Below are 23861 nucleotides of genomic sequence, written 5' to 3'. Positions count from 1 at the left end.
AGGGCAGCCACCAACATGGTTCCCCACCTCACGTGAGAATCGCGTGAACCGGGTAGCGGATTCCAACCCCCGCCGAACGGCGGGGGTGCGGACCCGCCATGCGTTCGGCGGCCCGACCCGGCTACCCCTACCCTCGACATCGACCCGCGCGGACCGCCACCACCCGGCCGCCCCAACCGAGGAGGCACCATCACCACCACCCGCGTGCTGATCGTGGACGACGAGATCCTGGTCCGCTCCGGCCTCGGCCTCATCGTCGGTTCCGCCCACGACCTGGAGGTGGTCGGCGACTGCTCCGGCGGCCAGGCCGAGGAGCACGTCCAGCGGCTGCGCCCGCACGTCGTGCTGCTCGACATCCGGATGCCCGACCTCGACGGCATCTCGGTGCTGCGCCGGGTCCGCGCCCTGCCCGACCCGCCGGCCGTCGCGATGCTGACCACCTTCGACACCGACGAGTACATCGGCACCGCGCTGCGGGCCGGCGCCTCCGGCTTCCTCCTCAAGGACACCGCCCCCGAGCAGTTGGTGCACGCCGTCCGGGTGCTCGCGGCCGGCGGCAACATCCTCTCCCCGACCGTCACCCGTACCGTGATCGGCGGCTACGTGGACGGCGGCGGACCGGACGCCGAGGCCTCCGCGCTCACCCGCACCCTCACCGGCCGGGAGCTGGACGTCCTGGCCCTGCTCGGCGAGGGCCTGTCGAACGCGGAGATCGCCGACCGGCTGTTCCTCGGCACCGGCACCGTCAAGGACCACATCAGCGCGATCCTCGGCAAGCTCGGCGCCGCCAACCGCGTCCAGGCCGCCGTCGTCGCCCACCGGGCCGGACTGGTCCGGCCGAAACCCGGCGACGGAGCATGACCGCCGCCGACCAGCTGCCGTCGAGACGGCTGCCGGCCTGGTGCACCGCGCCCTGGCTGATGCTGCTGCTGCCCGCGCTGTACTCCCTGATGGACGCGGCCCTGGTCGCCCGGGACGCCCAGTGGTGGCAGGTGGCGCTGTCGGTGCTGGCCGCCGTGACGCTGCTCTGGCGCCGCCGCTTCCCGGTCCTCGTGCTGCTCCTCACCATGCCAGGCAGCTACGTCGCCGACATCTGGCTGGCCCCGATCACGGCCGTCTACACACTGGCGGCCGAACGCCCCAACCCCCGTCTGGTCATCCCCCTCGGCACCCTCTTCACCCTCGTCGAGTTCTTCCACTGGCCGATCTCCGACCAGACCGTCTGGCTGAGCCGCGACACCGCGCTCTACGCCATCCAGTCGATCATGCTCGCCGCCGGCCCCGCCGCCACCGGCCTGCTCGCCCGCACCCGGCGGGAGCTGGCGGCCCGGGTCGAGGAGCTGACCCGCGGCCAGGAGCGGGAGACCAGGCTGCTCGCCGAGCGGGTGCTGATCAGCGAGCGCGGCCGGCTCGCCCGCGAGATGCACGACGTCGTCTCGCACCAGGTCAGCCTGATCAGCATCCAGGCCGGCGCGCTCCAGGTGAGCACCCCCGACCCGGCCGCGGCGGCCACCGCCCGCACCATCCGCGAGCTCTCCGTGCGCACCCTCGACGAGCTGCGCCAGATGGTCGGCGTGCTGCGCACCGGCGACCCGCGCCACAACACCCCGCTCGCCCCGCAGCCGCGGCTGGCCGACCTGCCCCGGCTGATCGAGGAGAGCGGCCTGGCCGCCGCCGCCGAGCTGGCGCCCGGCGACCGCCCGTGGCCGGAGGCGGTGGAGCGGGCCGCCTACCGGACGGTCCAGGAGGCGCTCACCAACATCACCAAGTACGCCCCCGACGCGGCCGTGCACGTGAAGGTGCGGGCGAAGGGCCGGCGGCTGCGGGTCGAGGTGCGCAACGACCCCCCGCCGGTGCGACCGGCCCGGCCGGACGCCCTGACCCTGCCGGGCGGTGGTCACGGACTGGTCGGCCTGCGCGAGCGCGCCCAGCTCCTCGGCGGCACGCTGACCGCGGGCCCCACCCAGGAGGGCGGGTTCGAGGTCCGCGCCGAACTCCCCGCCTCCCGCGCCTGAGCCGGCCGGAGGGACGGCCCCCGGGCGGTCCCTCCGGAGAACGAGAAAGCCCCGCAGATCCGAAGATCTGCGGGGCTTCGCTGTGCGCGAGGGGGGAGTTGAACCCCCACGCCCTTTCGGGCACTGGAACCTGAATCCAGCGCGTCTGCCTATTCCGCCACCCGCGCATGGGTGCGTCTTCCGTGCCGACCGGATCCCCGATCCACCAGCACCTCGCGGCCCTCGTGGTTCTTCGTCCCGGCCTCCCTCTCGGGCGGCCCTTCCGACGTGGAAAACAGTAGCACGACCTGGGGGAGTCCTCCGAATCCGTTCCGCCGGGACGGTTCCACCCCCCGGTCCGCCACCCGAGCGCGTCCGAACGGATGCGCCCCGAACGTCCGGGCGAAGCGTGGAACCCCCTTCCGACGGGCACACCTGGCGTGCCGTACCCGATATGCGTCACCCTGTGTGTCCGAGCCCACCCCCGGGCACGACGCGTCCCGGGAACCGTACGGATGGGCCCGGCGTGGATACGATCAGTACGGAAGTACCGCAAGTAGGCACGACCGGCTCTCCGGGGCCCGGTCGGCAGGCAGGCGAACGAACCCTGGAAGGGGGTGCCCCATGGGAGTGCTGAAGAAGTTCGAGCAGCGACTTGAGGGTCTCGTCAACGGCACCTTCGCCAAGGTGTTCAAGTCCGAGGTCCAGCCCGTGGAGATCGCCGGGGCGCTGCAGCGCGAGTGCGACAACAACGCGAGCATCTGGAACCGCGACCGCACCGTCGTGCCGAACGACTTCATCGTCGAGCTGAGCCCGCACGACCACGAGCGCCTGAGCCCCTACTCCGGGCAGCTCGGCAACGAGCTCGCCGGCATGGTCCGCGAGTACGCCGAGGCCCAGCGGTACAGCTTCATGGGCCCCCTCCAGGTGAACCTGGAGAAGGCCGACGACCTCGACACCGGCCTGTACCGGGTGCGCAGCCGCACCCTGGCGGCCGAGGAGCCCCAGCAGTACGCCCCGCCGCAGCCCGGCTACGACCGCCCGCCGGTCGCCCCGGCCCCCGGCGCGCCGTGGCAGCAGCCGGGAGCCGACCAGTACAGCGCGCCCCCGCCGCCGGCCGCGCCCCCCGCCATGCCCCCGGCCCCGCCGACCGCGGGCGGCAACGTCCGCGCGTTCCCCGGCTCCGGCCACGGCGCCTCGGTCCGCACCTGGATCGAGGTGAACGGCGCCCGCCACCAGATCTCCGGCGGCGCGTGCGTGCTGGGCCGCTCGACCGAGGCGGACGTCCGGATCGACGACCCGGGCGTCTCCCGCAAGCACGCCGAGATCCGCCCCGGCAACCCTTCGATGGTCCTCGACCTGGGCTCCACCAACGGCATCGTGGTGGACGGACAGCACACCCAGCGCGCTACGCTCCGCGACGGCTCGCGAATCGTCGTGGGCTCCACCACCATCGTCTACCGACAGGTCGAAGGGTAGTGTCCGATTTGTTCGCTCGCTTCGCTCACCCACACGCGGGGCGGCCATGTCCGAACTGACCCTGACGGTGATGCGGCTGGGCTTCCTGGCCGTGCTGTGGCTGTTCGTCATCGTCGCGATCCAGGTGATCCGCAGCGACCTCTTCGGGACCAAGGTGAACCCCCGCTCCTCGCGCCGCGGCGGTCCCGCGCCCGCGTCCGGAGCCGGTGCGGCCACCGCGCCCGCCGCCGCCGGACGCCCCGCGCCGACCCCGGGCCCGGGTGCCAACACCGCCGCCCCGACCGCGGGCGGCGGCCGGCGCCGCGGCGCCCCGACGCAGCTCGTCGTGGTCCAGGGCTCCCTGGCCGGGACCACCGTCGCGCTGCAGGGCCAGACCATCACCCTGGGCCGGGCGCACGACTCCACCATCGTGCTGGACGACGACTACGCGTCCTCCCGGCATGCCAGGATCTATCCCGACCAGACTGGGCAGTGGACGGTCGAGGATCTAGGCTCCACCAACGGCACCTATCTGGACCGGCAGCGCCTGACCGCGCCGACCCCGCTCCAGCCGGGCATGCCGATCCGTATCGGCAGGACCGTCATCGAACTGCGGAAGTAGTAGCGCATGAGGGACAGCATCCCGTCCATGACCCAGAGGGGGGCACAGGTCGCATGACCCTGGTGCTGCGCTTCGCCGCCGGCTCCCACAAGGGACTGATCCGGGAGGGGAACGAGGACTCCGGCTACGCCGGGCCGCGGCTGCTGGCCGTGGCCGACGGCATGGGCGGCGCCGCGGCCGGCGAGGTCGCGTCCTCCGAGGTGCTCGGCTCCATCGTCCGTCTGGACGAGGACGTGCCGGGCGCCGATCTGCTGACCCTGCTCGGTGACGCCGTCCAGGGCGCCAACGACCGGCTCCGGCAGATGGTCGAGGACGACCCCCAGCTGGAGGGCATGGGCTGCACGCTCACCGCCATGCTCTGGACGGGCCAGCGGATGGGCCTCGTGCACGTCGGCGACTCCCGCGCCTACCTGCTGCGCGACGGTTCCCTGGTGCAGATCACCCAGGACCACACCTGGGTGCAGCGCCTGGTCGACGAGGGCCGGATCACGCCCGAGGAGGCCGAGACCCACCCGCAGCGCTCGCTGCTGATGCGGGCCCTGGACGGCCGCGGCCAGGTCGAGCCCGACCTGTCGATCCGCGAGGTCCGGGCCGGCGACCGCTACCTGATCTGCTCCGACGGCCTCTCCGGCCCGGTCAGCCACCAGACGCTCGAAGCCACCCTCGGCAGCTACTACGCGCCCGAGCAGACCGTGCAGGAGCTGATCCAGCTCGCGCTGCGCGGCGGCGGCCCGGACAACATCACCTGCATCGTGGCGGACGTCATCGACGTCGGCGCCACGGACACCATGAGCGGCCAGTTCAACGACGTCCCGGTGGTGGTCGGCGCGGTCGCCGACGCCCCGCCGTCCTCGGCCGCCACCGACCGTTCCATCGCCGACACCCCGGCCGGCCGCGCCGCCGGCCTCGGCCGCGCGCCCCAGGGCGCCTTCGGCCCCGCCGAGGGCTACGACGGCGGCTACGACGCGCCGGGCGGCTTCGGCCCCGCCGAGGGCTACGAGGGCGAGTACGGCGGCTACAACGGCGCCGAGCCCTCGGTCTACGGCACCGAGGACTTCGACGAGGACGAGCCGCCGAAGCGCAAGCGCAAGGGGCTCAAGGTCTCGCTGGCCGTCCTGGTCGCCCTCGGCGTGCTCGGCGGCGGCGGGTACTTCGGCTACCAGTGGACGCAGGGCCAGTACTACGTCGGCGCGCAGGACGGGCACGTGGCCGTCTACCAGGGCATCAACCAGAGCCTGGCCGGCCTGAGCCTCTCCTCGGTGCACACCGAGTACAAGGACATCGCGCTCAAGTACCTGCCGACGGACCAGCAGGCACACGTCACCAAGACCATCTCGGTGAACAGCCTGAACGACGCCGACGCGACCATCAAGGAGCTCGACGGCTGGGCCAAGCTCTGCAAGAAGGTCAGCGACGCGAAGGCCGGTACCGCCGGACAGCCCGCGGGCACCCAGGCCACCCAGACGACGTACGCCGACCCCGCCGGGTTCGTGGCCGCGCCCGCGCCCACGCCGAGCGAGAAGCCGAGCGAGAGGAACCGCGCCCCCGTGGCCGCGGTGCCCACCCCGACGCCCACCTCCTCGGCCACCTCCTCGGCCGCCCCGAGCGCCCCGGCCACCCCGCCGCCCGCCACCACCCCCGCACCGGCCCCCGGCGCCGCGGGCGACGTGCCCGGCCTGAGCGACGAGGACCGGCAGCGTGCCGAGTCCTGCCCGAAGCAGTGACCCCCGTGACCCGACATAGGCCCGCCCCCGGCCGGCCCACCGGCCGGCAGGGAGCGGCCGACCAGTGAGCACCTACGACCTGAGCAGCGGCGCGGGCCGACCCGGCCGGCGCCGGACACCGGACGCCCGGCCCGGCACCCGGCGCCGGGGCAACACCACCATCACCCCGCAGGAAGCGCCCAACCGGCGCAACACCGAGCTGGCCCTGCTGGTCTTCGCCGTCCTGCTCCCGGTCCTCGCCTACGCCAACGTGGGCCTCGCCATGGACTCCGAGCTGCCCCGCGGCATGCTCGGCTACGGCCTCGGAATGGGCTCGCTCGCCCTCGTCGCGCACCTGCTGGTCCGCCGCTTCGCGCCGTACGCGGACCCGCTGATGCTGCCGATCGCCACCCTGCTGAACGGGCTCGGCGTGGTCATGATCTGGCGGCTCGACAAGGCGGGCAAGCTGCTCACCGGCAACTTCAAGGCCGCCGAGAACCAGCTGATGTGGTCCGGCCTCGGCGTCGCGCTGTTCATCGGCGTCATGGTGTTCCTCAAGGACCACCGCGTGCTCCAGCGCTACACCTACATCTCGATGGTCGTGGCCCTCGTCCTGCTCGCCGCGCCGGCGTTCTTCCCGGCCCGCGCGGAGGACTTCGGCGCCAAGATCTGGATCCGGATGGGCGGCTTCTCCATCCAGCCCGGCGAGTTCGCCAAGATCATCCTCACCGTCTTCTTCGCCGGGTACCTGATGGTCAAGCGGGACGCCCTGGCCCTGGCCAGCCGCCGCTTCGCCGGCCTCTACCTGCCGCGCGGGCGCGACCTCGGACCGATCGTGGTGATCTGGCTGCTCAGCCTGTTGATCCTGGTCTTCGAGAACGACCTCGGCACGTCCTTCCTGTTCTTCGGCCTGTTCGTGGTGATGCTCTACGTCGCCACCGAGCGCACCAGCTGGATCCTGTTCGGCCTGCTGATGTCGGTCGGCGGCGCCACCGCCGTCGCCATGACCACCAGCCACGTGAAGACCCGGATCGACGCCTGGCTCGACCCGATGGCCGCCTTCGCCCCGCACCCGCCCAAGGGCTCCACCGAGCAGATCGGCCAGTCGCTGATGGCGCTCGGCTCCGGCGGGGTGACCGGCTCCGGCCTCGGCCAGGGGAGGTCCTGGCTGATCAACTTCGCCGCCAAGAGCGACTTCATCCTGGGCTCCTTCGGCGAGGAGCTCGGCCTCGCCGGCCTGATGGCGATCTTCCTGCTCTACGCGCTGCTGGTGCAGCGCGGCCTGCGCACCGCGCTCGCCGCCCGCGACCCGTTCGGCAAGCTGTTCGCCGTCGGCCTCGCCTCCGCCATGGCGCTGCAGGTCTTCGTCGTCGCCGGAGGGGTCACCGGACTGATCCCGCTGACCGGTATGACCATGCCGTTCCTCGCCCAGGGCGGTTCGTCAGTGGTCGCCAACTGGGCACTGATCGCGATCCTGCTGAAGATCAGCGACAGTGCCCGCCGACCCGGGGTCGAACCCGCCCCCGCCACCGAGGGCCAGGGAGGCCCCGCCAGATGAACAAGCCGATCCGCCGGGTCTCGATCTTCTGCCTCGTGCTGATCCTGGCCCTGATGCTGCGCACCAACTGGGTGCAGGGCGTCCAGGCCGACGCCTGGGCCAGCAACGTCAACAACAAGCGCCAGCAGTTCGACCGCTACGCCCACCCGCGCGGCAACATCATCGTCGGCGGCCAGCCGGTCACGAAGTCCGACTTCGTCAACGGCCTGCGCTACAAGTACAAGCGCTCCTGGGTCGACGGCCCGATGTACGCCCCGGTCACCGGCTACTCCTCCCAGGTCTACGGCTCCAACGGGCTGGAGAACCTGGAGGACGGCATCCTCTCCGGCACCGACGACCGGCTGTTCTTCCGCAACACCCTGGACATGCTGACCGGTGAGCAGAAGAAGGGCGGCGACGTCGTCACGACGATCAACGCCAAGGCCCAGAAGGCCGCCTGGGACGGGCTCGGCAACAAGAAGGGCGCGGCCGTCGCGCTCGACCCGAAGACCGGCGCGATCCTCGCCCTGGTCTCCACCCCGTCCTACGACCCGGGCACCATCTCCGGCAGCGAGGACTCCGACTCCAAGTCCTGGACGGACCTCAACGCCGACCCGAACAAGCCGATGCTCAACCGGGCGCTGAAGGAGACCTATCCGCCCGGCTCGACCTTCAAGCTGGTCACCGCGACCGCCGCGTTCGAGAACGGCCTGTACCAGAACGTCGACGACGCGACGAGCACGCCGGACCCGTACACCCTGCCGGGCACCAGCACCGTTCTCAAGAACGAGAGCCCGAACGAGAAGTGCGAGAACGCCACCGTCAAGTCCGGCATGGACCAGTCCTGCAACACGGTCTTCGCCAAGATGGGCGCCGACCTCGGCAAGGACAAGATGCGGGCGCAGGCCGAGAAGTTCGGCTTCAACAGCACCGTCGACACCCCCGTGCGCTCCGAGAAGAGCATCTTCCCGAACAGCGCGAGCCTGGACGGCACCGCCCAGGACTCGATCGGCCAGCACGACACCCGCGCCACCCCGCTGCAGATGGCCATGGTCTCCGCGGCCATCGCCAACAACGGCAGCCTGATGACGCCGTACCTGGTCGACCAGGAGCGCTCGGCCTCGCTGACCACCATCTCCAAGCACACCGAGAAGCAGTTCTCCCAGGCCATGAGCCCGACCACCGCGCAGAAGATGCAGGACCTGATGGTCTCGGTGGTCGAGAACGGCACCGGCACGAACGCCAAGATCCCCGGCGTCCAGGTCGGCGGCAAGACCGGCACCGCCCAGCACGGCGAGGACAACGCCGGCCTGCCGTTCGCCTGGTTCACGTCCTGGGCCAAGACCTCGGACGGCCAGTCGGTCGCGGTCGCGGTCGTGGTCGAGGACGGCTCGCAGAACCGCGACGGCATCAGCGGCGGCCGCCTCGCCGCCCCGATCGCCAAGGCGGTGATGCAGGCCGTGCTCGGCAAGTGACGGGCGGGGCCGCGGGTGAGTGGAATGTCACGATCGGCACCCCCGTTCGGATACCGGTCTGGTATCGGCCCACGGGTGACTCCGGTCCGACGTGGTACGACCGGTAGCGTATCCGCCAGCAGCGGGTGTGCCCGTTGCCGCCCGCGAGGCGGCGCACGACCCGGCCGGAGAACCGGTCGCGGGCCGCGCGGCGTCACCCAGAGCGTGCGGGGACACCTACGTCACAACCTCACCGGCGGGTGAGGGAGAGGGTCGGAACTATGGAAGAGCCTCGTCGCCTCGGCGGCAGGTACGAGCTCGGCGGCGTCCTCGGACGCGGCGGCATGGCCGAGGTGTACCTCGGCCATGACACCCGGCTCGGCCGTTCCGTCGCAGTGAAGACGCTCCGGGCCGACATGGCCCGGGATCCGTCGTTCCAGGCCCGCTTCCGCCGCGAGGCGCAGTCGGCGGCGTCCCTGAACCACCCCGCGATCGTCGCCGTGTACGACACCGGCGAGGACTACATCGACGGCATCTCCATCCCGTACATCGTGATGGAGTACGTCGAGGGGTCCACCCTGCGCGAGCTGCTGCACTCCGGGCGCCGGCTGCTGCCCGAGCGCGCGCTGGAGATGACCATCGGCATCCTGCAGGCGCTGGAGTACTCGCACCGGGCGGGCATCGTCCACCGCGACATCAAGCCCGCCAACGTGATGCTGACCCGGCAGGGCAACGTCAAGGTCATGGACTTCGGCATCGCCCGCGCGATGGGCGACGCCGGGATGACCATGACGCAGACCTCGGCCGTCATCGGCACCGCCCAGTACCTCTCCCCCGAACAGGCCAAGGGCGAGCAGGTCGACGCCCGGTCCGACCTGTACTCCACCGGCTGCCTGCTGTACGAACTGCTGACCGTCCGCCCGCCGTTCGTCGGCGACTCCCCGGTGGCCGTGGCCTACCAGCACGTCCGGGAGGAGCCGCAGCCGCCGTCGGTCTTCGACCCCGAGGTGCGCCCCGAGGTCGACGCGATCGTGCTGAAGGCCCTCGCCAAGGAGCGCGACTACCGCTACCAGAGCGCCGACGAGATGCGCGACGACATCGAGCGCTTCCTCGACGGCCTCCCGGTCGCCGCCGCCCAGCAGGCCGCCGCCTACGGCATGGGCGCCGCCGGGTACGGCTACGACCAGAACGGCTACCCGCAGCACGACCCGTACGGCCAGACCAACGTGCTGCCGCAGCAGCCCGGCGGTCCGACCACCGTCCTGCCGCAGGTCGGCCAGCCCGGCTACGGACAGCAGGGCGGCTACCCGGACGACGGCTACGGCCAGACCTACGCCGGCACCCCGGCGGGCGGCGGCCACGACGACGGCTACGGCTCCGAGGGCGGTCGGCGCGGCGACCGGCCGAAGAAGAGCAACACCTCCTGGATCGTGCTGGCGGTCGCCGCGGTGCTGGTCCTGGTCGGCACCTTCTTCGTCGCCCAGGCGATGTTCAACGGCAGTGGCGCCAGCAAGGAGCCCGCGAAGCTCGCCGCGCCGAGCCTGGTCGGCAAGAGCCTGGCCGACGCGAAGTCGGCGGCCGCGCAGGCCGGTCCCAAGCTCGTGGTGACCGAGGGCGACAAGATCGCCTGCCCGGACGCCAACGTGAAGAAGGACCAGGTCTGCACCCAGAACCCGGCGGCCGGCATCCCGGTCGCGGAGAACGGCACGATCACCGTGCAGGTCTCCTCCGGCCCGGCCAAGGCGAACGTCCCGCCGGTGACCGGCAAGACCAAGGACCAGGCGACGCAGGCCCTCAGCGCGGCCGGCTTCACCAACGTCACCACCGAGTACAAGGACGACGACACCGCCCCGCAGGACACCGTCACCGCCCAGGACCCGGCCGCCAACACCCCGGCCGACCCGAGCGCCCCGATCAAGCTGACGATCTCGCAGGGCAAGAGCAAGATCGCCGTCCCGCCCGTGGTCGGCATGCAGAAGGACGCCGCGGCGGCCCAGCTGCAGGGCGCCGGCTTCCAGGTCGACATGTCGAAGACGGTGGCGACGACCGACCCGACCAAGGTCGACACCGTCGCGTCGCAGACCCCGGGGGCCAACACCAAGGCCCCGGCCAACACGAAGATCCAGCTGGTCATCTACAAGGCGCCGGAAAAGGCCCAGGTGCCGCCGCTGCAGAACGTCAAGCTGTCGGACGCCGTCAGCCAGCTGCAGAAGCTCGGCCTCGGCTACGCCGTGACCGGCCCGTCGGACCCGAACGCCGTGGTCATCATGACCAACCCGCCGGCCGGCACCATGCTGGACCCGAACACCCAGGTGAACCTGGTCACGAAGCCGGCTGATCCGCCCAAAGGGGGCGACCCCGTCCCCTCACCCTCCAACCCCAAAGGGGGGAACAACAACTAAGCCCTTCTTCCCCTGGTTCTGAGGGGACCCGAGGCTTGGTGGGGGTTGTCACGACAGCACCGGGGGCCCGTCGCAGCGACTGCGGCGGGCCCCCGGGCGTTCTCCGGCGAGGTGGCGGGCAGGAGCGGCTCAGGAGTGCCGCAGCTCGGGCGGCGGGGTCCGCTCGGCGTCCACGGGGTCCACCCGGACCAGGCTCCCCCACACCGCCATCCGGTAGCGCGAGGTGTAGACCGGCGTGCAGGTGGTCAGCGTGATGTACCGGCCCGGGGTGGTGTAGCCGGAGCCGGTCGGGACGGGCGCGACGATGCCGGTGTCGTACTTGGACGTCTCCGGCAGGGTGCTGTCGACCTTGTAGACGTACCACTCGTCCTTGGTCTCGACGACGACCGCGTCGCCCTTGTGGACGGCGTCCAGGTCGTGGAACTTGGCGCCGTGGCCGTCCCGGTGGGCGGCCAGCGCGAAGTTGCCGGTCGTGTCCCAGGGCATCGCGGCGCGGTACGGCTGCTCGTACACCCCGGCGACGCCCTCGGCCAGGGTGTCGGTGTCGGTGCCCATCCGGATCAGCACCTGGTAGTCCCTGCCCATCGCGGGGACGTGCAGGAAGCCGACCCCGTCCCCGGCCGCGTAGACGGGCGCGGCGGCCGTCGCACCGGGCGTCGCACCGGGCGTCGCCGAGGGCGTGCCGGTGGGGCCCGCGGCCCAGGCGCTGCGCAGCTTGTCGGAGGCCTCGGACGCCGAGCGGTCCGCCTCGACGTTGGTCCACCAGAGCGAGTAGGCGACGAACAGGCCGAGCACCAGGCCCAGGGTGATCAGGAGCTCGCCGAAGACCCCGAGGACGGCCAGCGCCCGGCCCCTCCCGCGCCGCGCCGGCTCCGGTCCGGGCGCACCGCCCGGACCGGGTTGCGGGAAGGCCTCCACGGCCGTCTCGTCCTGCGTCACCGGTGCTCCCCTCCGTCGCCTGCGGCCGGGTGACTACCCGCCCGCGATCACGGCCGGCTTGCCCTGGCTGCGCGGCCGTTCCTCGGTCATCTTGCCAAACAGGATGAGGCGGAACTTGGAGGTGAACTCCGGGGTGCAGGTGGTGAGGGTGATGTACCGGCCGGGGCCGGTGTAGCCGGAGCCGTTCGGGACGGGCTTGATCACGCTGACGTTGTTGGGGGAGGTCTCCGGGATGCCGCCGGTGATCTCGTACGTGTAGTACGCGGTGGCGGTCTCCACCACGACCTGGTCGCCCTTGCCGAGCTTGTTGATGTACCGGAACGGCTCGCCGTGGGTGTTGCGGTGCGCGGCGAGCGCGAAGTTGCCCGCCTTGTCGGCCGGCATGCCGGTGCCGGTGTAGTGGCCGACCAGGCCGTTGTCGAGCACCGCCGACTTCGAAGTGCCCTCGGCGATCGGGAACTTCAGCCCGAGCTTGGGCAGGTAGATGATCGCGAAGCCCTTGCCGGGCTCGAACGTCTCGGGTTTCGCCGGATCCGGTGCCGGCTGTCCCGGCTGGCCGGGCTGCGCCGCGTCGAACTGCTTCTCCAGCTGGCTGCGGGCACCGTCGGCGGCCGCGTCGGCCTGCACGTTGGTCCACCACAGCTGGTACGAGACGAAGAGCAGCATCACCACGCCGAGCGTGATGCACAGTTCGCCGACCAGGCGCGCCGCGATCACGACCGGGGACTCCTTGGGCCGCACCCGCGGCCCCGCGCCCTTGCCGGAGGCCCGGCGCCGCCCGCTGCCCGGGCGCACCGAGGTGCGCCCCTGGGCGGCCCGCCGGCGCTCGGCCCGTCCGCCGGTCGGCGGGGCCGCCTCGGCGGCGGCCGGTCCCTCCCCGGCGGGCAGCCGGAGCTGCACGGTCTGGTCGGGCAGCCAGGGGTACTCGGACGTGTCGGCGGCCTGCTCGGCCTGCTCGTAGACGCCCCAGCCGTCCTCCGCACCCGCCTGTCCGGACGGGGCGGGCTGGACCGGCTGGGCGGGCGGGGCCTGGTGGGCGCCCTGGTACTGGTCGCCGTACTGGCCGCCGGCCTGCCGGCCGCCGCCGTACTGCCCGTAGCCGTACTGGCCGTTGACCTGATGGCCGTTGACCTGATGGCCTTCGCCGTACTCGGCCTGGCCGTACTGGTCCGCGGGCTGCCGCCCGTCCCCGTACGGTCCCGCCTCCGGCTGGTAACGCCCCTCGGGACGCAGTGCGGTCACGCCGCTCAGCCCCGGCCGATCACCGGGGCGAGCCCGGCCGACCGGTCCACGGCCTGCGGGTGGCCGCACTCCGCCAGCCAGTTCGCGAGCATCCGGTGCCCGCCCTCGGTGAGCACCGACTCGGGGTGGAACTGCACACCCTCGACCGGCAGTTCGCGGTGCCGCAGGCCCATGATCACGCCGCTCTCGGTGCGGGCGGTGACCACCAGGTCGTCCGGCACCGTCGCCGGGTCGACCGCCAGCGAGTGGTACCGGGTGGCGGTGAGCGGCGAGGGCAGGCCCTCGAACACCCCGCCGTCCTCGTGCTCGACCAGTGAGGTCTTGCCGTGCAGCAGCTCCGGCGCCCGGCCGACCACCGCGCCGTACGCGACGGCGATCGACTGCAGGCCCAGGCAGACGCCAAAGACCGGCAGTGCGATCCGCGCGCAGTGGTGGACCATCTCGATGCAGACCCCGGCCTCCTCCGGCGCACCGGGGCCGGGGGAGAGCAGCACCCCGTCGAAGCCCTCGTCGCCGCTGCCGCGGCGGACGGCGTGCTCGACGGTCACCGCGTCGTTGCGCACCACCTCGCACGTGGCGCCGAGCTGGTACAGGTACTGGACCAGGTTGAAGACGAAGCTGTCGTAGTTGTCGACGACCAGGATCCGGGGCTGGGTCCGCTGGGTGGTCATTCGCGCGCTATCTCCGTGGCTCGCGGGGACTTGAGGGGAAGAGCGGGGCCGGCCGGCTCAGCCGGCCGCGGCACCGTCGCCGCCGTCCACTGTGACGTCACCGAAGGGGAGTAGCGGTTCCGCCCACGGGAAGACGTAAGTGAACAGGAGGTAGACCACCCCGAGGATGAGGAGCAGCGAGACGACGGCCTTGACCAGGGTGTTCCCCGGGAGGTGACGCCAGATCCAGCCGTACATGGTGCTCCCTCGACGTAGCAGACTGGGTCAAGAGTAGACCCGCAGTCCACGGCGTCCAGGCCGGTCCGCTACTGCTGGCCGCCCGCCGAACGGAGGTCGGTGGTGCCCGAGTAGCCGGGCAGGGTGAGGTCGCCGCTCTCCTGGACCTTCCAGCCAAGTCCGTACGCCTGGACGTAGCGCAGGTAGTTGCGGATCGTCGGGTCCCCGTCCACTGCCGCGCGCAGGTCGTCGGTCTTCCCCACGGCCTTGACGACGTAGGGCGGCGAGTAGACCCGGCCCTGGAGCAGCAGGGTGTTGCCGACGCAGCGGACGGCACTGGTGGAGATCAGCCGCTGGTCCATGACCTGCACCCCCTCGGCACCGCCCCGCCACAGCGCGTTGACCACGGCCTGGATGTCCTGCTGGTGGATGACCAGGTCGTTGACGCCCGGCTCGGGGACGCCGGGGATGCGGGCGGTGGCGTTCGGCGGGGCGTCGTTGAGGGTGACGGTCAGGCCGCCGCCCTGGAGCGGTTCCAGCGCGGCGCCGAGCCGGAGGCCGTCCAGCCGGGCGGTGTCGGCCGGGTTCTGGCTCCCTTGCTCGGTGAGCGCCTGGGCGCGGGCCTGGAGGTCGGCGAGCTGGGCCTGCGCCTGCTGGTTCTGGGCGCTGCGCTGGCGTATCACGTCGCCGAGGCTGAGGAGCGAGTTGTCGGTCCGCAGGTCGGTCCCGCGGGCGGTCTGTGCGCTGATGTAGAAAAGCAGACCGGCGAGCGCGAAGACGGCGCAGGTCAGGGCACGGCCGACAATTCGGATGCCGGATCGACGGGTACGGGTCGGCCGAGGGGGAATCGACAAATTAGGCACCGTACCCTTATCTCCTTAAGACCCGCCGAGCCACTACGCTAACGGACGCCGGTGGCACGTGCGGGAGCCGTCCCCAGCGTTCTCCACGAGCGACGCCGGCCGACTCGCCCCCCGCTGCACCCTGCGCGGTCTCACAGCGCATCGACAGGAGAGCTCCTCGTGCCGAAGTCTCGACTCCGCAAGAAGTCCGACTACACCCCGCCGACGACGGCCGCGGTGAAGATCAGTTCGGGCCGCGGGTGGGTCGCGCCCCTGATGCTGGCACTGTTCCTGATCGGGCTGGTGTGGATCGTCACCTACTACGTGACGAGCGGGAACTACCCGGTCGAGAGCTGGCGGAACTGGAACATCCTGGTCGGCTTCGGCTTCATCGCGGCGGGCTTCGGCGTCTCCACCCAGTGGAAGTGACGGCCGGGGCCCACGCCCCCGCCCTGGCCGGATCACGCCGCCGCTCGGCCCTTCCGACCCCCTGACACGGCCCCTCCGCCGTCCCGGACAGCTCGACCCGGGACGGCGTCGAGGCATGCCCGACGCCGGCCGATCGGCCGGGCGGTTATCCCCACAATCGCACTGTCGCCTTTATCCACATGGTTATCCACACTGGGGAAAAGTGTCCCCAGCCTGTGGATAACTTGGGCGCCACGTGCTGTCCACAGCTGTGGACAGCACGTCGTGGGAGCGCGAACCGCACAGGAGGACACGCGTAGAACAGCTGTCCACACCCGGTGCACCACACGGGCTGTGCACAACCCCGCACCCGTTGTGGACAACGCCCCGCGGCGTCAGGCGCCGTAGCGGGCCATCCCGATCAACACCATCGCCAGGATGACGGCCAGCGCGCCCACCATCGTCAGCGCCTGGACCGGCCCGCGGCGCTCGCGCGGGGCGAACATCAGGCCAACCGCGGTCAGCGCACCCACCGCGAGCCCGCCCACGTGCGCGCGCCAGTCGATCCCCGCCATCGAGAAGGTGAGGATCAGGTTGAAGACCAGCAGGGCCATCACCGGACCGATCGGGCTGCGGGTCCTGATCTGCAGCACGAGCGTCGCCCCGAAGAGGCCGTAGATCGCCCCGGAGGCCCCGACCGAGTTCATCAGGTTGCCGGCCACCAGGAACGCGAAGGCGCTGCCGGCGAGGCCCGAGAGCAGGTAGAGGCCGAGGAAGCGCGCCCGCCCGAGCACCGCCTCCAGCACCGGTCCCGTCCACCAGAGCGCCAGCATGTTGAATCCGATGTGCCAGACCTGGACGTGCAGGAAGGTCGCGGTCAGCAGCCGGTACCACTGGCCCGGGCCGTCGGCGACGCCCCCGGGGCCGCCCGGGATCGCCCGCCCGGCGCTGAACAGCGACCAGTCCTGGACCAGCCACGGCGAGAAGACGTAGGCGGCGAGCACGAAGACCGCGAGGTTGATCCCGATCAGGACCTTGGTGACGAGCGCGCCGTCGGCCGTCAGCGCCCCGCCGTAGCGGGTGGTCGGCCTCCGCACCTGGGCGTGCGCGCCGCTGACGCACTCGGGGCACTGGAAGCCCACCGAAGCGGGCACCATGCACGACGGGCAGATCGGGCGCCCGCAGCGGGTGCACGAGATGCCGGTCGGCGTCTGCGGATGGCGGTAGCACCCGGGCGGAACGGCCTCGGGCGTGGACGCCGGGACCCCATCGGCCGGCGGCCTCGGCTCGTCCGGGAGCATCAGCGGTTTCCCCTTCCCGTACAAGACCACCGGAGCCGCCAGCCTACTGCGGCCGCCCCGGCGGCGGACGTCGTCCCCACTCTCGATCCTGCCCCGCCGGTGCCCCTCCCCAAGCACCCGCGACACCCGCAGACGGCCCACCCCGGGGTGCCGTCGGACAAATCAGGATGCATGATCAGCATTCAGGTGGATATGTGCATATAGGACGCCACCCAGGAGGAGAGAACCCGTGACCCGTTTGGACTCAGCTCGTGAGACGGCCGCCAGGACCCGGGACACCGCCGCGCACCTCGCGGACGGCGCCAAGCAGCGCCTGGGCCCCGCCCTCGACGCGCTCGGGCCGAAGGCCTCCCAGGCCGCCCAGAGCCTCCGCGTCCAGTACGACCGGCACCTCGCCCCCCAGGTCGGCCACGCCTTCGCCAGCCTCCCGCCGGACGCCCAGGAGAGCGCCCTGAGGGCCTTCCACCGGGCCCAGGAGGCCGCGCTGGCCGCCCGTCTCTCCGCCGCCCGCGCCGCCGACCAGGCGCGCTCCACGGTCGCTCCCAGGGTCGTCCAGGCGGTCGGGGACGCCCGCGCCGCGGTCGTCCCGGTCGCGCAGGAGGCCCAGGCCAGGGGAGCCGCCGCGCTCACCGCCCTCCAGGGCCACGTCAGCTCCGCCGAGATCAGCGACCTCGCCGCCCGCAACGCCCGGAAGGAACAGCACAACCGCTGGGCCGCCGCCCTCGCCGTGGCGGGCGCGGTGGCGATCGGCGGCGGGCTCCTCGCCTGGCAGTGGTGGCGCCGGCACAGCAACCCGGAGTGGCTGGTCGAGCCCCCGGCGCCACAGGCCGAGGAGCCGGCCGGCGCCCACACGACCGGTTCCTCGGCCGCGCCGGTCAACGGCACGGGCCCCGAGGAGGAGGCCGCCGAGCCCGCTCCCCCGGCCGACGAGCACCCCAAGCCGCACGACCCGCGCAAGCCGCACTGACGCCGGGAAACGCGAATCGGCCGTTGACCCGGAATCAGGTCAACGGCCGATCGGCTGGTACTGCGAACTGTGGAGCATAGGAGACTCGAACTCCTGACATCTGCCTTGCAAAGGCAGCGCTCTACCAACTGAGCTAATGCCCCTCTACGGCACCGCCGGTGCCGACGGGCACTAGCGTACCGGGTTCCGGCGGCCCACCGGTGCCGTCCCCCCAGGGGGGAGTCGGCCGGCCCGGTCTGGAACCGGACCGACCGACCCGAGGAGGCGCGCGGAGCGCCCCCGAAGACCGTCGATCGTCAGATCGCCCGGAGGTCAGCGACCGGCCGGAACCGGGTCGGTGGCCTCGGTCCACAGGTCCTGCTCGGCGCGGTCCGCCTGGACCTGACGGTAGACAAAGAAGCCGCCGAGGGCGACCAGGGCGACCAGGAGAAGCTTCTTCACCGCGGGACCTCGTCCTTCTTGCATAAGTGGACTCAAGAGCCGAGTTCCGGCCGGAGTGACCGGGCCGACGAGTCCAGTTCTTTTCGAACGCCTACGGGGCCGCCGGGTGCCAGACTGCCCTTGCGGCCGATGATACACACCGGTGTCCCAATCGTGACCAGCCACCGCTGCCGTCAACCCCGCGCCCGGACCGCGGGATTGACGCCGGGAAACGCCGAAGGGCCCGGAGTGATCCACTCCGGGCCCTTCGGGGAGGTGGGCCTAACAGGACTTGAACCTGTGGCCTCTTCCTTATCAGGGAAGCGCTCTAACCGTCTGAGCTATAGGCCCTCGCCACACGCAGAGGTTACCGGAACCTGGCCGTGGAACGAAAACCGGGGAACGCCGAAGGGCCCGGAGTGATCCACTCCGGGCCCTTCGCGGTGGTGGGCCTAACAGGACTTGAACCTGTGGCCTCTTCCTTATCAGGGAAGCGCTCTAACCGTCTGAGCTATAGGCCCTCGCCGCACTGAAAGATTAGCGGACCGACCGCCGATCCCCCAAATCCGTTCCGGCGGGGGGCGCGGCGGGGACCCCGGCACCGAGCCGCGGCGCCCCGGCGGAGCGCCGCAGCAGCCACTCCTCCCGGGTCGCCGGCAGGCCGGCGGCGCCGTCCTCGGTGCTGCGGACGGCGAGGACCTGGTTGATCCCGATCCGGTTCTGCTCGAAGGCGAGCGCGGAGGCCGCCATGTACAGCCGCCACACCCTGGCCCGGCCGACGCCGACCAGCCGGACCGCCTCCGTCCAGTGCGCCTCCAGGTTGGCCACCCATTCGCGCAGCGTCAGCGCGTAGTGCTCGCGCAGCGACTCGACGTCGCGGACCTCGAAGCCGGCCTCCTCCAGCCGGGCCACGGTGGAACCGACCGGCGAGAGCTCGCCGTCCGGGAAGACGTAGCGGTCGATGAACGGGCTGGTGCGGTGCTTCTCGCCGGGGTGGTCGGGGCGGCGCGCGATCTGGTGGTTGAGCAGCCGGCCGCCGGGCGCCAGCAGCCGGTACAGGCCCTCGGCGTACACCCGGTACTGCTCCTCGCCGACGTGCTCGGCCATGCCGACGCTGGAGATCGCGTCGAAGGGGCCGTCGGCGATCTCCCGGTAGTCCTGGAGCCTGACCTCCACCCGGTCGGTCAGCCCGGCCTCCTCGACCCGCCGGCGGGCCAGCGCGACCTGCTCCTTCGAGATGGAGACGCCGACCGCCGTGACGCCGTAGTGCCGGACCGCGTGCAGCAGCAGCGAGCCCCAGCCGCAGCCGACGTCCAGCAGGCGCATCCCGGGCCGCAGGCCGAGCTTGCGGCAGATCAGGTCGAGCTTGGCCGCCTGGGCGTCCTCCAGGCTCTTCGAGTCCGGCGTCCAGTAGGCGCACGAGTAGACCATCGAGGAGCCCAGGACGAGCCCGTAGAAGTCGTTGCCGACGTCGTAGTGGTGGCTGATGGCGGCGCGGTCCCTGCTGCGGCTGTGCAGCCTTCCCCGGGCCGTCCCGGCCTCCTCGGGGGGCGGCGTGGGCCGGGGGCCGACCGCGCCGGCCCGCAGGGCGGCGGCGAGCACCCGGCGGCCCTGGGGGCCGACGACGTCGCCCGGGCCGAGTCTCAGGGTGCGGATCCGCGGCAGCTCGGAGAACCGGCCGACGGCGTCGAGCACCTCGTAGAGGTCGCCGCCGGGGGCGACCTCGAGGTCCCCCGAGACGTAGGCGCGGGCCAGGCCGAGCTCGCCGGGGGCCCAGAGCAGGCGGCGCAGCGCGCGGCGGTTGCGCAGGACGATGGTGGGGGCGGCGGGCGGGCCGGCGACGCTGCCGTCCCAGGCCTGGACCCGCAGCGGGACCGGGACCTCCAGCAGCCCTTCCAGGGCCTCGACCAGTTGACCTGCGAGCTGTGCCATCGAGCGCGCCTCCGTCCAGTCGTCCTGCACGACCCGATCGGGCGGACCGGGGGCGGCCTGCGGCACTCCCTGGCGCGGAACGGGCGGCATCCAGCAAATCCCACCGCGGCCGGCCCGAATCCGGGCGGCACGCCGCGGGCGGCCGGCTGTCACCCGAAATGCCGACGGGCCCCGGAGGCTGAAACAGCCTCCGGGGCCCGTCCATTCCGTCCGCGGACGGAGTTCTGACCCTGGGTCAGGATCCGGCCGGGTCAGTCCTCCTCGGCGAGGGTCAGCTCGACGCCGCCGGTGAAGCCGGCCGCGGCGTTGTAGATGAACGCGGAGAGCGTGGACAGCGCGGTCAGCAGCACGACGTCCACCACGGCGATCAGCGAGGTGAAGGTCATCACCTTGCCGAAGCCGATGTAGTCCATGATGTTGATGCCGCCGTTGCTGTCCGAACCCGTGACGTCCTTCAGGGTCTTGGACAGGGAGTCGAAGACGCCGAGCGAGTCCAGCGTCATCCACAGCACGGCCGCGGCCACGATGACGATGATCCCGACCGCCAGCGACAGCAGGAAGCTGACCTTCATCACGGACCACGGGTCGGCCTTGGTCACCCGCAGGCGGGCCTTGCGCGTGCGGCCGAGGCCCGGGCCGGCGGCCGGGGCTCCGGTGCCGGGACGGCGCGCGGCCCCGGGGACGGGCGTGCCGCCGGGCGGGGTGTTGCCCGTCCGGGTGCCCCGGGCCGGGGTCGGCTGCCCCTTGGCGTAGGTGGTCGGCTGGGAGAACCCGCCGGCCCCGCCCTGGGCGCCCTGCGCCGGCGTCTGACCGCCGTACGTGGCACCGCTCTGGCCCGCCGCGCCGACCGGTGGCATCAGCGAGGTGGACGCGGCCGGGTGTTCGGCCGGCGGCTGCGGCACGCCGTACCCACCCCCGCCCTGCGCGCCCGGACGGCCGCCGGAGGCTCCTCCCGCAGCACCCGTGGCTCCACTCACCTGGTCCTCCCGCACTTCCCGCCAGGACGGGGGAACCGCCCTGCTCGTCACTCGACATCCAGCGCCCGGCGGGATTGCCCGGAACTGGTCGGCGGCCGGTGCCGCCGCATCCCCTCACAGAGGACGCGACGGCACCGGCCAACGGTTCGGTCAGGCGCCGGCTTCGTCGCCGGCGGCCGTCTCCGTACCCTCGGCCATCTCGGTGGACTCGGTGCCCTCGACCTCGTCCTCCGACGTCTCCTCGTCCTCGGCCTCCGCGTTGCGGGCCATGCCCACGACCGCATCGCGCTTCCCGAGGTTGATCAGTTGGACGCCCATGGTGTCACGTCCGGTTTCACGAACCTCGGAAACCCTCGTGCGGATCACCCCACCCGACAGGGTGATCGCCATGATCTCGTCGGTGTCGTCGACCACCAGCGCGCCGACCAGCGAACCCCGGCCCTCGACGATCTTCGCCGCCTTGGTGCCGTAGCCGCCGCGTCCCTGAACACGGTACTCGTCCACCGCCGTGCGCTTGGCGTACCCGCCGTCAGTGGCGGTGAAGACGAACGTGCCCGGGCGGACGACGTTCATCGAGAGCAGCTCGTCGTCCTCGCGGAAGGCCATGCCCTTGACGCCCGAGGTGGCGCGGCCGGTGGGCCGCAGGGCGTCGTCGGTCGCGGTGAAGCGGATCGACTGGGCCTTCTTGGAGACGAGCAGCAGGTCGTCCTCGGGGGAGACCAGCTCGGCGCCGATCAGCTCGTCGTCCCGGCCGGCCTCGTCCTGGCGCAGGTTGATCGCGATCAGGCCGCCGGAGCGCGGGGAGTCGTAGTCCTTCAGCGCGGACTTCTTGACCAGGCCGGCCCGGGTGGCGAGCACCAGGTACGGCTTGTCCTCGTAGGTGCGGACGGCCATCACCTGGGTGATGTGCTCCTCCGGCTGGAAGGCCAGCAGGTTGGCCACGTGCTGGCCGCGGGCGTCGCGCCCGGCGTCCGGCAGCTCGTAGCCCTTGGCACGGTAGACCCGGCCCTTGTTGGTGAAGAACAGGATCCAGTTGTGGGTCGTCGTCACGAAGAAGTGGTCGACGATGTCGTCCTGCTTGAGCTGGGCACCGCGCACGCCCTTGCCGCCGCGCTTCTGCGAGCGGTAGAGGTCGGAGCGGGTCCGCTTCACGTAGCCGCCACGGGTGATCGTGACGACGATGTCCTCCTCGGCGATGAGGTCCTCGATGGAGAGGTCGCCGTCGGACGGGATGAGGGTCGAGCGCCGCTCGTCGCCGTACTTCTCGACGATCGCGGTGAGCTCCTCGGAGATGATCTCCCGCTGGCGGGTCGGCGAGGCCAGGATCGCGTTGTACTCGTCGATCTTGCGCTGGAGCTCGTCGTGCTCGTCGGTGATCCGCTGGCGCTCCAGGGCGGCCAGGCGGCGCAGCTGCATCTCCAGGATGGCGTTGGCCTGGAGCTCGTCGATGGACAGCAGCTCCATCAGGCCGGTGCGGGCCGCGTCGGCGCTGGCCGAGGCCCGGATCAGCGCGATGACGTCGTCGATCACGTCGAGCGCGCGGAGCAGCGCACGCAGGATGTGGGCGCGCTCCTCGGCCTTGCGCAGGCGGAACCGGGTGCGCCGGACGATGACCTCGACCTGGTGGTTGACCCAGTGCCGGATGAAGGCGTCGAGCGACAGCGTGCGCGGCACTCCGTCGACCAGGGCCAGCATGTTGGCGCCGAAGTTGGTCTGCAGCTCGGTGTGCTTGTACAGGTTGTTCAGCACGACCTTGGCGACCGCGTCACGCTTGAGCACGACCACCAGACGGGTGCCGGTGCGCGACGAGGACTCGTCGCGGACGTCGGCGATGCCGGCGACCTTGCCGTCCTTGACCAGGTCGGCGATCTTCAGCGCGAGGTTGTCCGGGTTGACCTGGTACGGCAGCTCGGTGATCACCAGGCACTGGCGGCCCTGGATCTCCTCGACCTCGACGACGGCGCGCATGGTGATCGAGCCGCGACCGGTGCGGTAGGCGTCGTCGATCCCGCGGTGACCGACGATCAGCGCACCGGTCGGGAAGTCCGGGCCCTTGATCCGCTCGATCAGGGCCTCCAGCAGCTCCTCGTTGGAGGCGTCCGGGTGCTCCAGCGCCCAGAGCGCGCCGGAGGCGACCTCGCGGAGGTTGTGCGGCGGGATGTTGGTGGCCATGCCGACCGCGATGCCGGTGGCACCGTTGACCAGCAGGTTGGGGATGCGCGCGGGCAGGACGGTGGGCTCCTGCGAGCGGCCGTCGTAGTTGGCGGCGAAGTCGACGGTCTCCTCGTCGATGTCGCGCATCATCTCCATGGCCAGCGGCATCATCTTGCACTCGGTGTAGCGCATGGCCGCGGCCGGGTCGTTGCCCGGGGAGCCGAAGTTGCCGTTGCCGTCCACCAGCGGCATCCGCAGCGACCACGGCTGGGCCAGGCGGACCACGGTGTCGTAGATGGAGGTGTCGCCGTGGGGGTGGTAGTTGCCCATGACGTCGCCGACGACGCGGGCGCACTTGTAGTAGCCCTTCTCGGGCCGGTACCCGCCGTCGTACATCGCGTAGAGCACGCGGCGGTGCACCGGCTTGAGGCCGTCGCGGACCTCGGGGAGCGCCCGGCTGACGATCACGCTCATCGCGTAGTCGAGGTAGGAGCGCTGCATCTCGGTCTCGAGCTCGACCGGCTCGATCCGCATGGTCACCTGGGCGGTGGCCTCGGCGGGTGCGGGGGTCTCGGGCTGTTCGCCGTCGGGACGGTTGTCGTCGACCACTGGTGGTCAGTTT

20 protein-coding genes and 4 tRNA genes are annotated in these 23861 nt (G+C 71.8%); 10 read left to right on the top strand and 14 right to left on the bottom strand.

The genetic code is table 11. The annotated features are described in order from the left end of the window. The first annotated feature begins 207 nt into the window (after nucleotides 1–207). Both AB0C76_RS14065 and AB0C76_RS14060 read left to right on the top strand, forming a co-directional pair. On the top strand, nucleotides 208–861 hold the full coding sequence (locus tag AB0C76_RS14065) for a response regulator transcription factor (protein WP_329931371.1): 654 nt from the start codon (nucleotides 208–210) through the stop codon (nucleotides 859–861). After that, nucleotides 858–2015: a histidine kinase gene (locus AB0C76_RS14060; protein ID WP_359964198.1), complete on the top strand. Its 1158-nt coding sequence runs from the start codon at nucleotides 858–860 to the stop codon at nucleotides 2013–2015. Before AB0C76_RS14065 ends, AB0C76_RS14060 begins: the two co-directional genes overlap by 4 nt. Before the next feature lie 83 nt (nucleotides 2016–2098). Here AB0C76_RS14060 and AB0C76_RS14055 read toward each other — a convergent pair. Continuing rightward, nucleotides 2099–2182, bottom strand: a tRNA-Leu gene (locus AB0C76_RS14055). Nucleotides 2183–2618: 436 nt separating this feature from the next. On the opposite strand from AB0C76_RS14055, the gene AB0C76_RS14050 reads away from it, so the two are divergent. The 6 genes from AB0C76_RS14050 to pknB all read left to right on the top strand — a co-directional run bounded on the left by AB0C76_RS14050 (nucleotide 2619) and on the right by pknB (nucleotide 11170). Continuing rightward, entirely contained in the window at nucleotides 2619–3473 is an 855-nt protein-coding gene (locus AB0C76_RS14050; protein ID WP_359964196.1) for a DUF3662 and FHA domain-containing protein, read from the top strand. Nucleotides 3474–3519: 46 nt separating this feature from the next. Next, nucleotides 3520–4074, top strand: a complete 555-nt coding sequence (locus tag AB0C76_RS14045) for an FHA domain-containing protein (RefSeq protein ID WP_359964194.1) — start codon at nucleotides 3520–3522, stop codon at nucleotides 4072–4074. 53 nt (nucleotides 4075–4127) lie between these two features. Then, complete coding sequence (locus AB0C76_RS14040) at nucleotides 4128–5798, top strand: protein phosphatase 2C domain-containing protein (RefSeq protein WP_359964192.1); 1671 nt, start codon at nucleotides 4128–4130, stop codon at nucleotides 5796–5798. A gap of 160 nt (nucleotides 5799–5958) precedes the next feature. After that, nucleotides 5959–7335 carry an FtsW/RodA/SpoVE family cell cycle protein gene (locus AB0C76_RS14035; protein WP_359964278.1) on the top strand — a complete coding sequence of 459 codons (1377 nt, stop codon included), beginning with the start codon at nucleotides 5959–5961 and terminating at the stop codon, nucleotides 7333–7335. Then, nucleotides 7332–8789: a penicillin-binding protein 2 gene (locus AB0C76_RS14030; protein ID WP_359964190.1), complete on the top strand. Its 1458-nt coding sequence runs from the start codon at nucleotides 7332–7334 to the stop codon at nucleotides 8787–8789. The genes AB0C76_RS14035 and AB0C76_RS14030 overlap by 4 nt, the downstream gene beginning before the upstream one ends. A gap of 260 nt (nucleotides 8790–9049) precedes the next feature. Then, on the top strand, nucleotides 9050–11170 hold the full coding sequence (pknB, locus tag AB0C76_RS14025) for a Stk1 family PASTA domain-containing Ser/Thr kinase (RefSeq protein ID WP_359964188.1): 2121 nt from the start codon (nucleotides 9050–9052) through the stop codon (nucleotides 11168–11170). Nucleotides 11171–11299: 129 nt separating this feature from the next. On the opposite strand, the gene AB0C76_RS14020 is transcribed toward pknB, so the two are convergent. The 5 genes from AB0C76_RS14020 to AB0C76_RS14000 form a co-directional block, all read right to left on the bottom strand. After that, nucleotides 11300–12013 (bottom strand): class E sortase, encoded by a 714-nt coding sequence (locus AB0C76_RS14020; RefSeq protein ID WP_359964276.1) that lies wholly within the window; start codon nucleotides 12011–12013, stop codon nucleotides 11300–11302. 129 nt (nucleotides 12014–12142) lie between these two features. Next, entirely contained in the window at nucleotides 12143–13351 is a 1209-nt protein-coding gene (locus tag AB0C76_RS14015) for a class E sortase (protein ID WP_359964187.1), read from the bottom strand. A gap of 5 nt (nucleotides 13352–13356) precedes the next feature. Further along, nucleotides 13357–14022, bottom strand: coding sequence for an aminodeoxychorismate/anthranilate synthase component II (locus tag AB0C76_RS14010; protein ID WP_359964185.1), 666 nt, complete (start codon nucleotides 14020–14022; stop codon nucleotides 13357–13359). Nucleotides 14023–14079: 57 nt separating this feature from the next. Further along, nucleotides 14080–14259 (bottom strand): hypothetical protein, encoded by a 180-nt coding sequence (locus tag AB0C76_RS14005; protein ID WP_359964183.1) that lies wholly within the window; start codon nucleotides 14257–14259, stop codon nucleotides 14080–14082. A 68-nt stretch (nucleotides 14260–14327) separates the two neighbouring features. Continuing rightward, on the bottom strand, nucleotides 14328–15086 hold the full coding sequence (locus AB0C76_RS14000; RefSeq protein ID WP_359964274.1) for a DUF881 domain-containing protein: 759 nt from the start codon (nucleotides 15084–15086) through the stop codon (nucleotides 14328–14330). A gap of 174 nt (nucleotides 15087–15260) precedes the next feature. Here AB0C76_RS14000 and crgA point away from each other — a divergent pair, with 174 nt between their 5' ends. Then, entirely contained in the window at nucleotides 15261–15509 is a 249-nt protein-coding gene (gene crgA, locus AB0C76_RS13995; RefSeq protein WP_196951174.1) for a cell division protein CrgA, read from the top strand. Between the two features lie 374 nt (nucleotides 15510–15883). Here the strand turns inward: crgA and AB0C76_RS13990 are convergent, their stop codons facing one another. Continuing rightward, nucleotides 15884–16789 carry a rhomboid family intramembrane serine protease gene (locus AB0C76_RS13990; protein ID WP_359964181.1) on the bottom strand — a complete coding sequence of 302 codons (906 nt, stop codon included), beginning with the start codon at nucleotides 16787–16789 and terminating at the stop codon, nucleotides 15884–15886. Nucleotides 16790–17018: 229 nt separating this feature from the next. On the opposite strand from AB0C76_RS13990, the gene AB0C76_RS13985 reads away from it, so the two are divergent. After that, entirely contained in the window at nucleotides 17019–17756 is a 738-nt protein-coding gene (locus AB0C76_RS13985; protein ID WP_359964179.1) for a DUF5324 family protein, read from the top strand. A 70-nt stretch (nucleotides 17757–17826) separates the two neighbouring features. On the opposite strand, the gene AB0C76_RS13980 is transcribed toward AB0C76_RS13985, so the two are convergent. The 7 genes from AB0C76_RS13980 to gyrA form a co-directional block, all read right to left on the bottom strand. Then, nucleotides 17827–17899, bottom strand: a tRNA-Ala gene (locus tag AB0C76_RS13980). A gap of 169 nt (nucleotides 17900–18068) precedes the next feature. Then, complete coding sequence (locus AB0C76_RS13975) at nucleotides 18069–18197, bottom strand: DLW-39 family protein (RefSeq protein WP_014137031.1); 129 nt, start codon at nucleotides 18195–18197, stop codon at nucleotides 18069–18071. 256 nt (nucleotides 18198–18453) lie between these two features. Beyond that, a tRNA-Ile gene (locus AB0C76_RS13970) sits at nucleotides 18454–18527 on the bottom strand. 93 nt (nucleotides 18528–18620) lie between these two features. Further along, nucleotides 18621–18697, bottom strand: a tRNA-Ile gene (locus AB0C76_RS13965). A 16-nt stretch (nucleotides 18698–18713) separates the two neighbouring features. Beyond that, nucleotides 18714–20108 (bottom strand): cyclopropane-fatty-acyl-phospholipid synthase family protein, encoded by a 1395-nt coding sequence (locus tag AB0C76_RS13960; RefSeq protein WP_359964177.1) that lies wholly within the window; start codon nucleotides 20106–20108, stop codon nucleotides 18714–18716. 251 nt (nucleotides 20109–20359) lie between these two features. After that, a complete protein-coding gene (locus tag AB0C76_RS13955) occupies nucleotides 20360–21010 on the bottom strand; it encodes a DUF3566 domain-containing protein (protein WP_359964175.1) in 651 nt (216 codons plus the stop codon). A gap of 225 nt (nucleotides 21011–21235) precedes the next feature. Further along, nucleotides 21236–23848, bottom strand: coding sequence for a DNA gyrase subunit A (gene gyrA, locus AB0C76_RS13950; protein ID WP_359964173.1), 2613 nt, complete (start codon nucleotides 23846–23848; stop codon nucleotides 21236–21238). Nucleotides 23849–23861: the final 13 nt, after the last annotated feature.

It is taken from the genome of Kitasatospora sp. NPDC048722 (genome assembly GCF_040650235.1).
Taxonomy (GTDB): Bacteria; Actinomycetota; Actinomycetes; order Streptomycetales; family Streptomycetaceae; genus Kitasatospora.
The sequence above is the reverse complement of the archived record's forward strand: the minus strand, read 5'-3'. Positions and strand labels throughout refer to the sequence as shown.

Coding starts and splice junctions, on each gene's coding strand:
- AB0C76_RS13960 (WP_359964177.1), bottom strand. CDS start 20,108: ATGGCACAGCTCGCAGGTCAACTGGTCGAGGCCCTGGAAGGGCTGCTG.
- AB0C76_RS14045 (WP_359964194.1), top strand. CDS start 3,520: ATGTCCGAACTGACCCTGACGGTGATGCGGCTGGGCTTCCTGGCCGTG.
- AB0C76_RS14050 (WP_359964196.1), top strand. CDS start 2,619: ATGGGAGTGCTGAAGAAGTTCGAGCAGCGACTTGAGGGTCTCGTCAAC.
- AB0C76_RS14030 (WP_359964190.1), top strand. CDS start 7,332: ATGAACAAGCCGATCCGCCGGGTCTCGATCTTCTGCCTCGTGCTGATC.
- AB0C76_RS14010 (WP_359964185.1), bottom strand. CDS start 14,022: ATGACCACCCAGCGGACCCAGCCCCGGATCCTGGTCGTCGACAACTAC.
- AB0C76_RS13990 (WP_359964181.1), bottom strand. CDS start 16,789: ATGCTCCCGGACGAGCCGAGGCCGCCGGCCGATGGGGTCCCGGCGTCC.
- AB0C76_RS14060 (WP_359964198.1), top strand. CDS start 858: ATGACCGCCGCCGACCAGCTGCCGTCGAGACGGCTGCCGGCCTGGTGC.
- AB0C76_RS14005 (WP_359964183.1), bottom strand. CDS start 14,259: ATGTACGGCTGGATCTGGCGTCACCTCCCGGGGAACACCCTGGTCAAG.
- pknB (WP_359964188.1), top strand. CDS start 9,050: ATGGAAGAGCCTCGTCGCCTCGGCGGCAGGTACGAGCTCGGCGGCGTC.
- AB0C76_RS14040 (WP_359964192.1), top strand. CDS start 4,128: ATGACCCTGGTGCTGCGCTTCGCCGCCGGCTCCCACAAGGGACTGATC.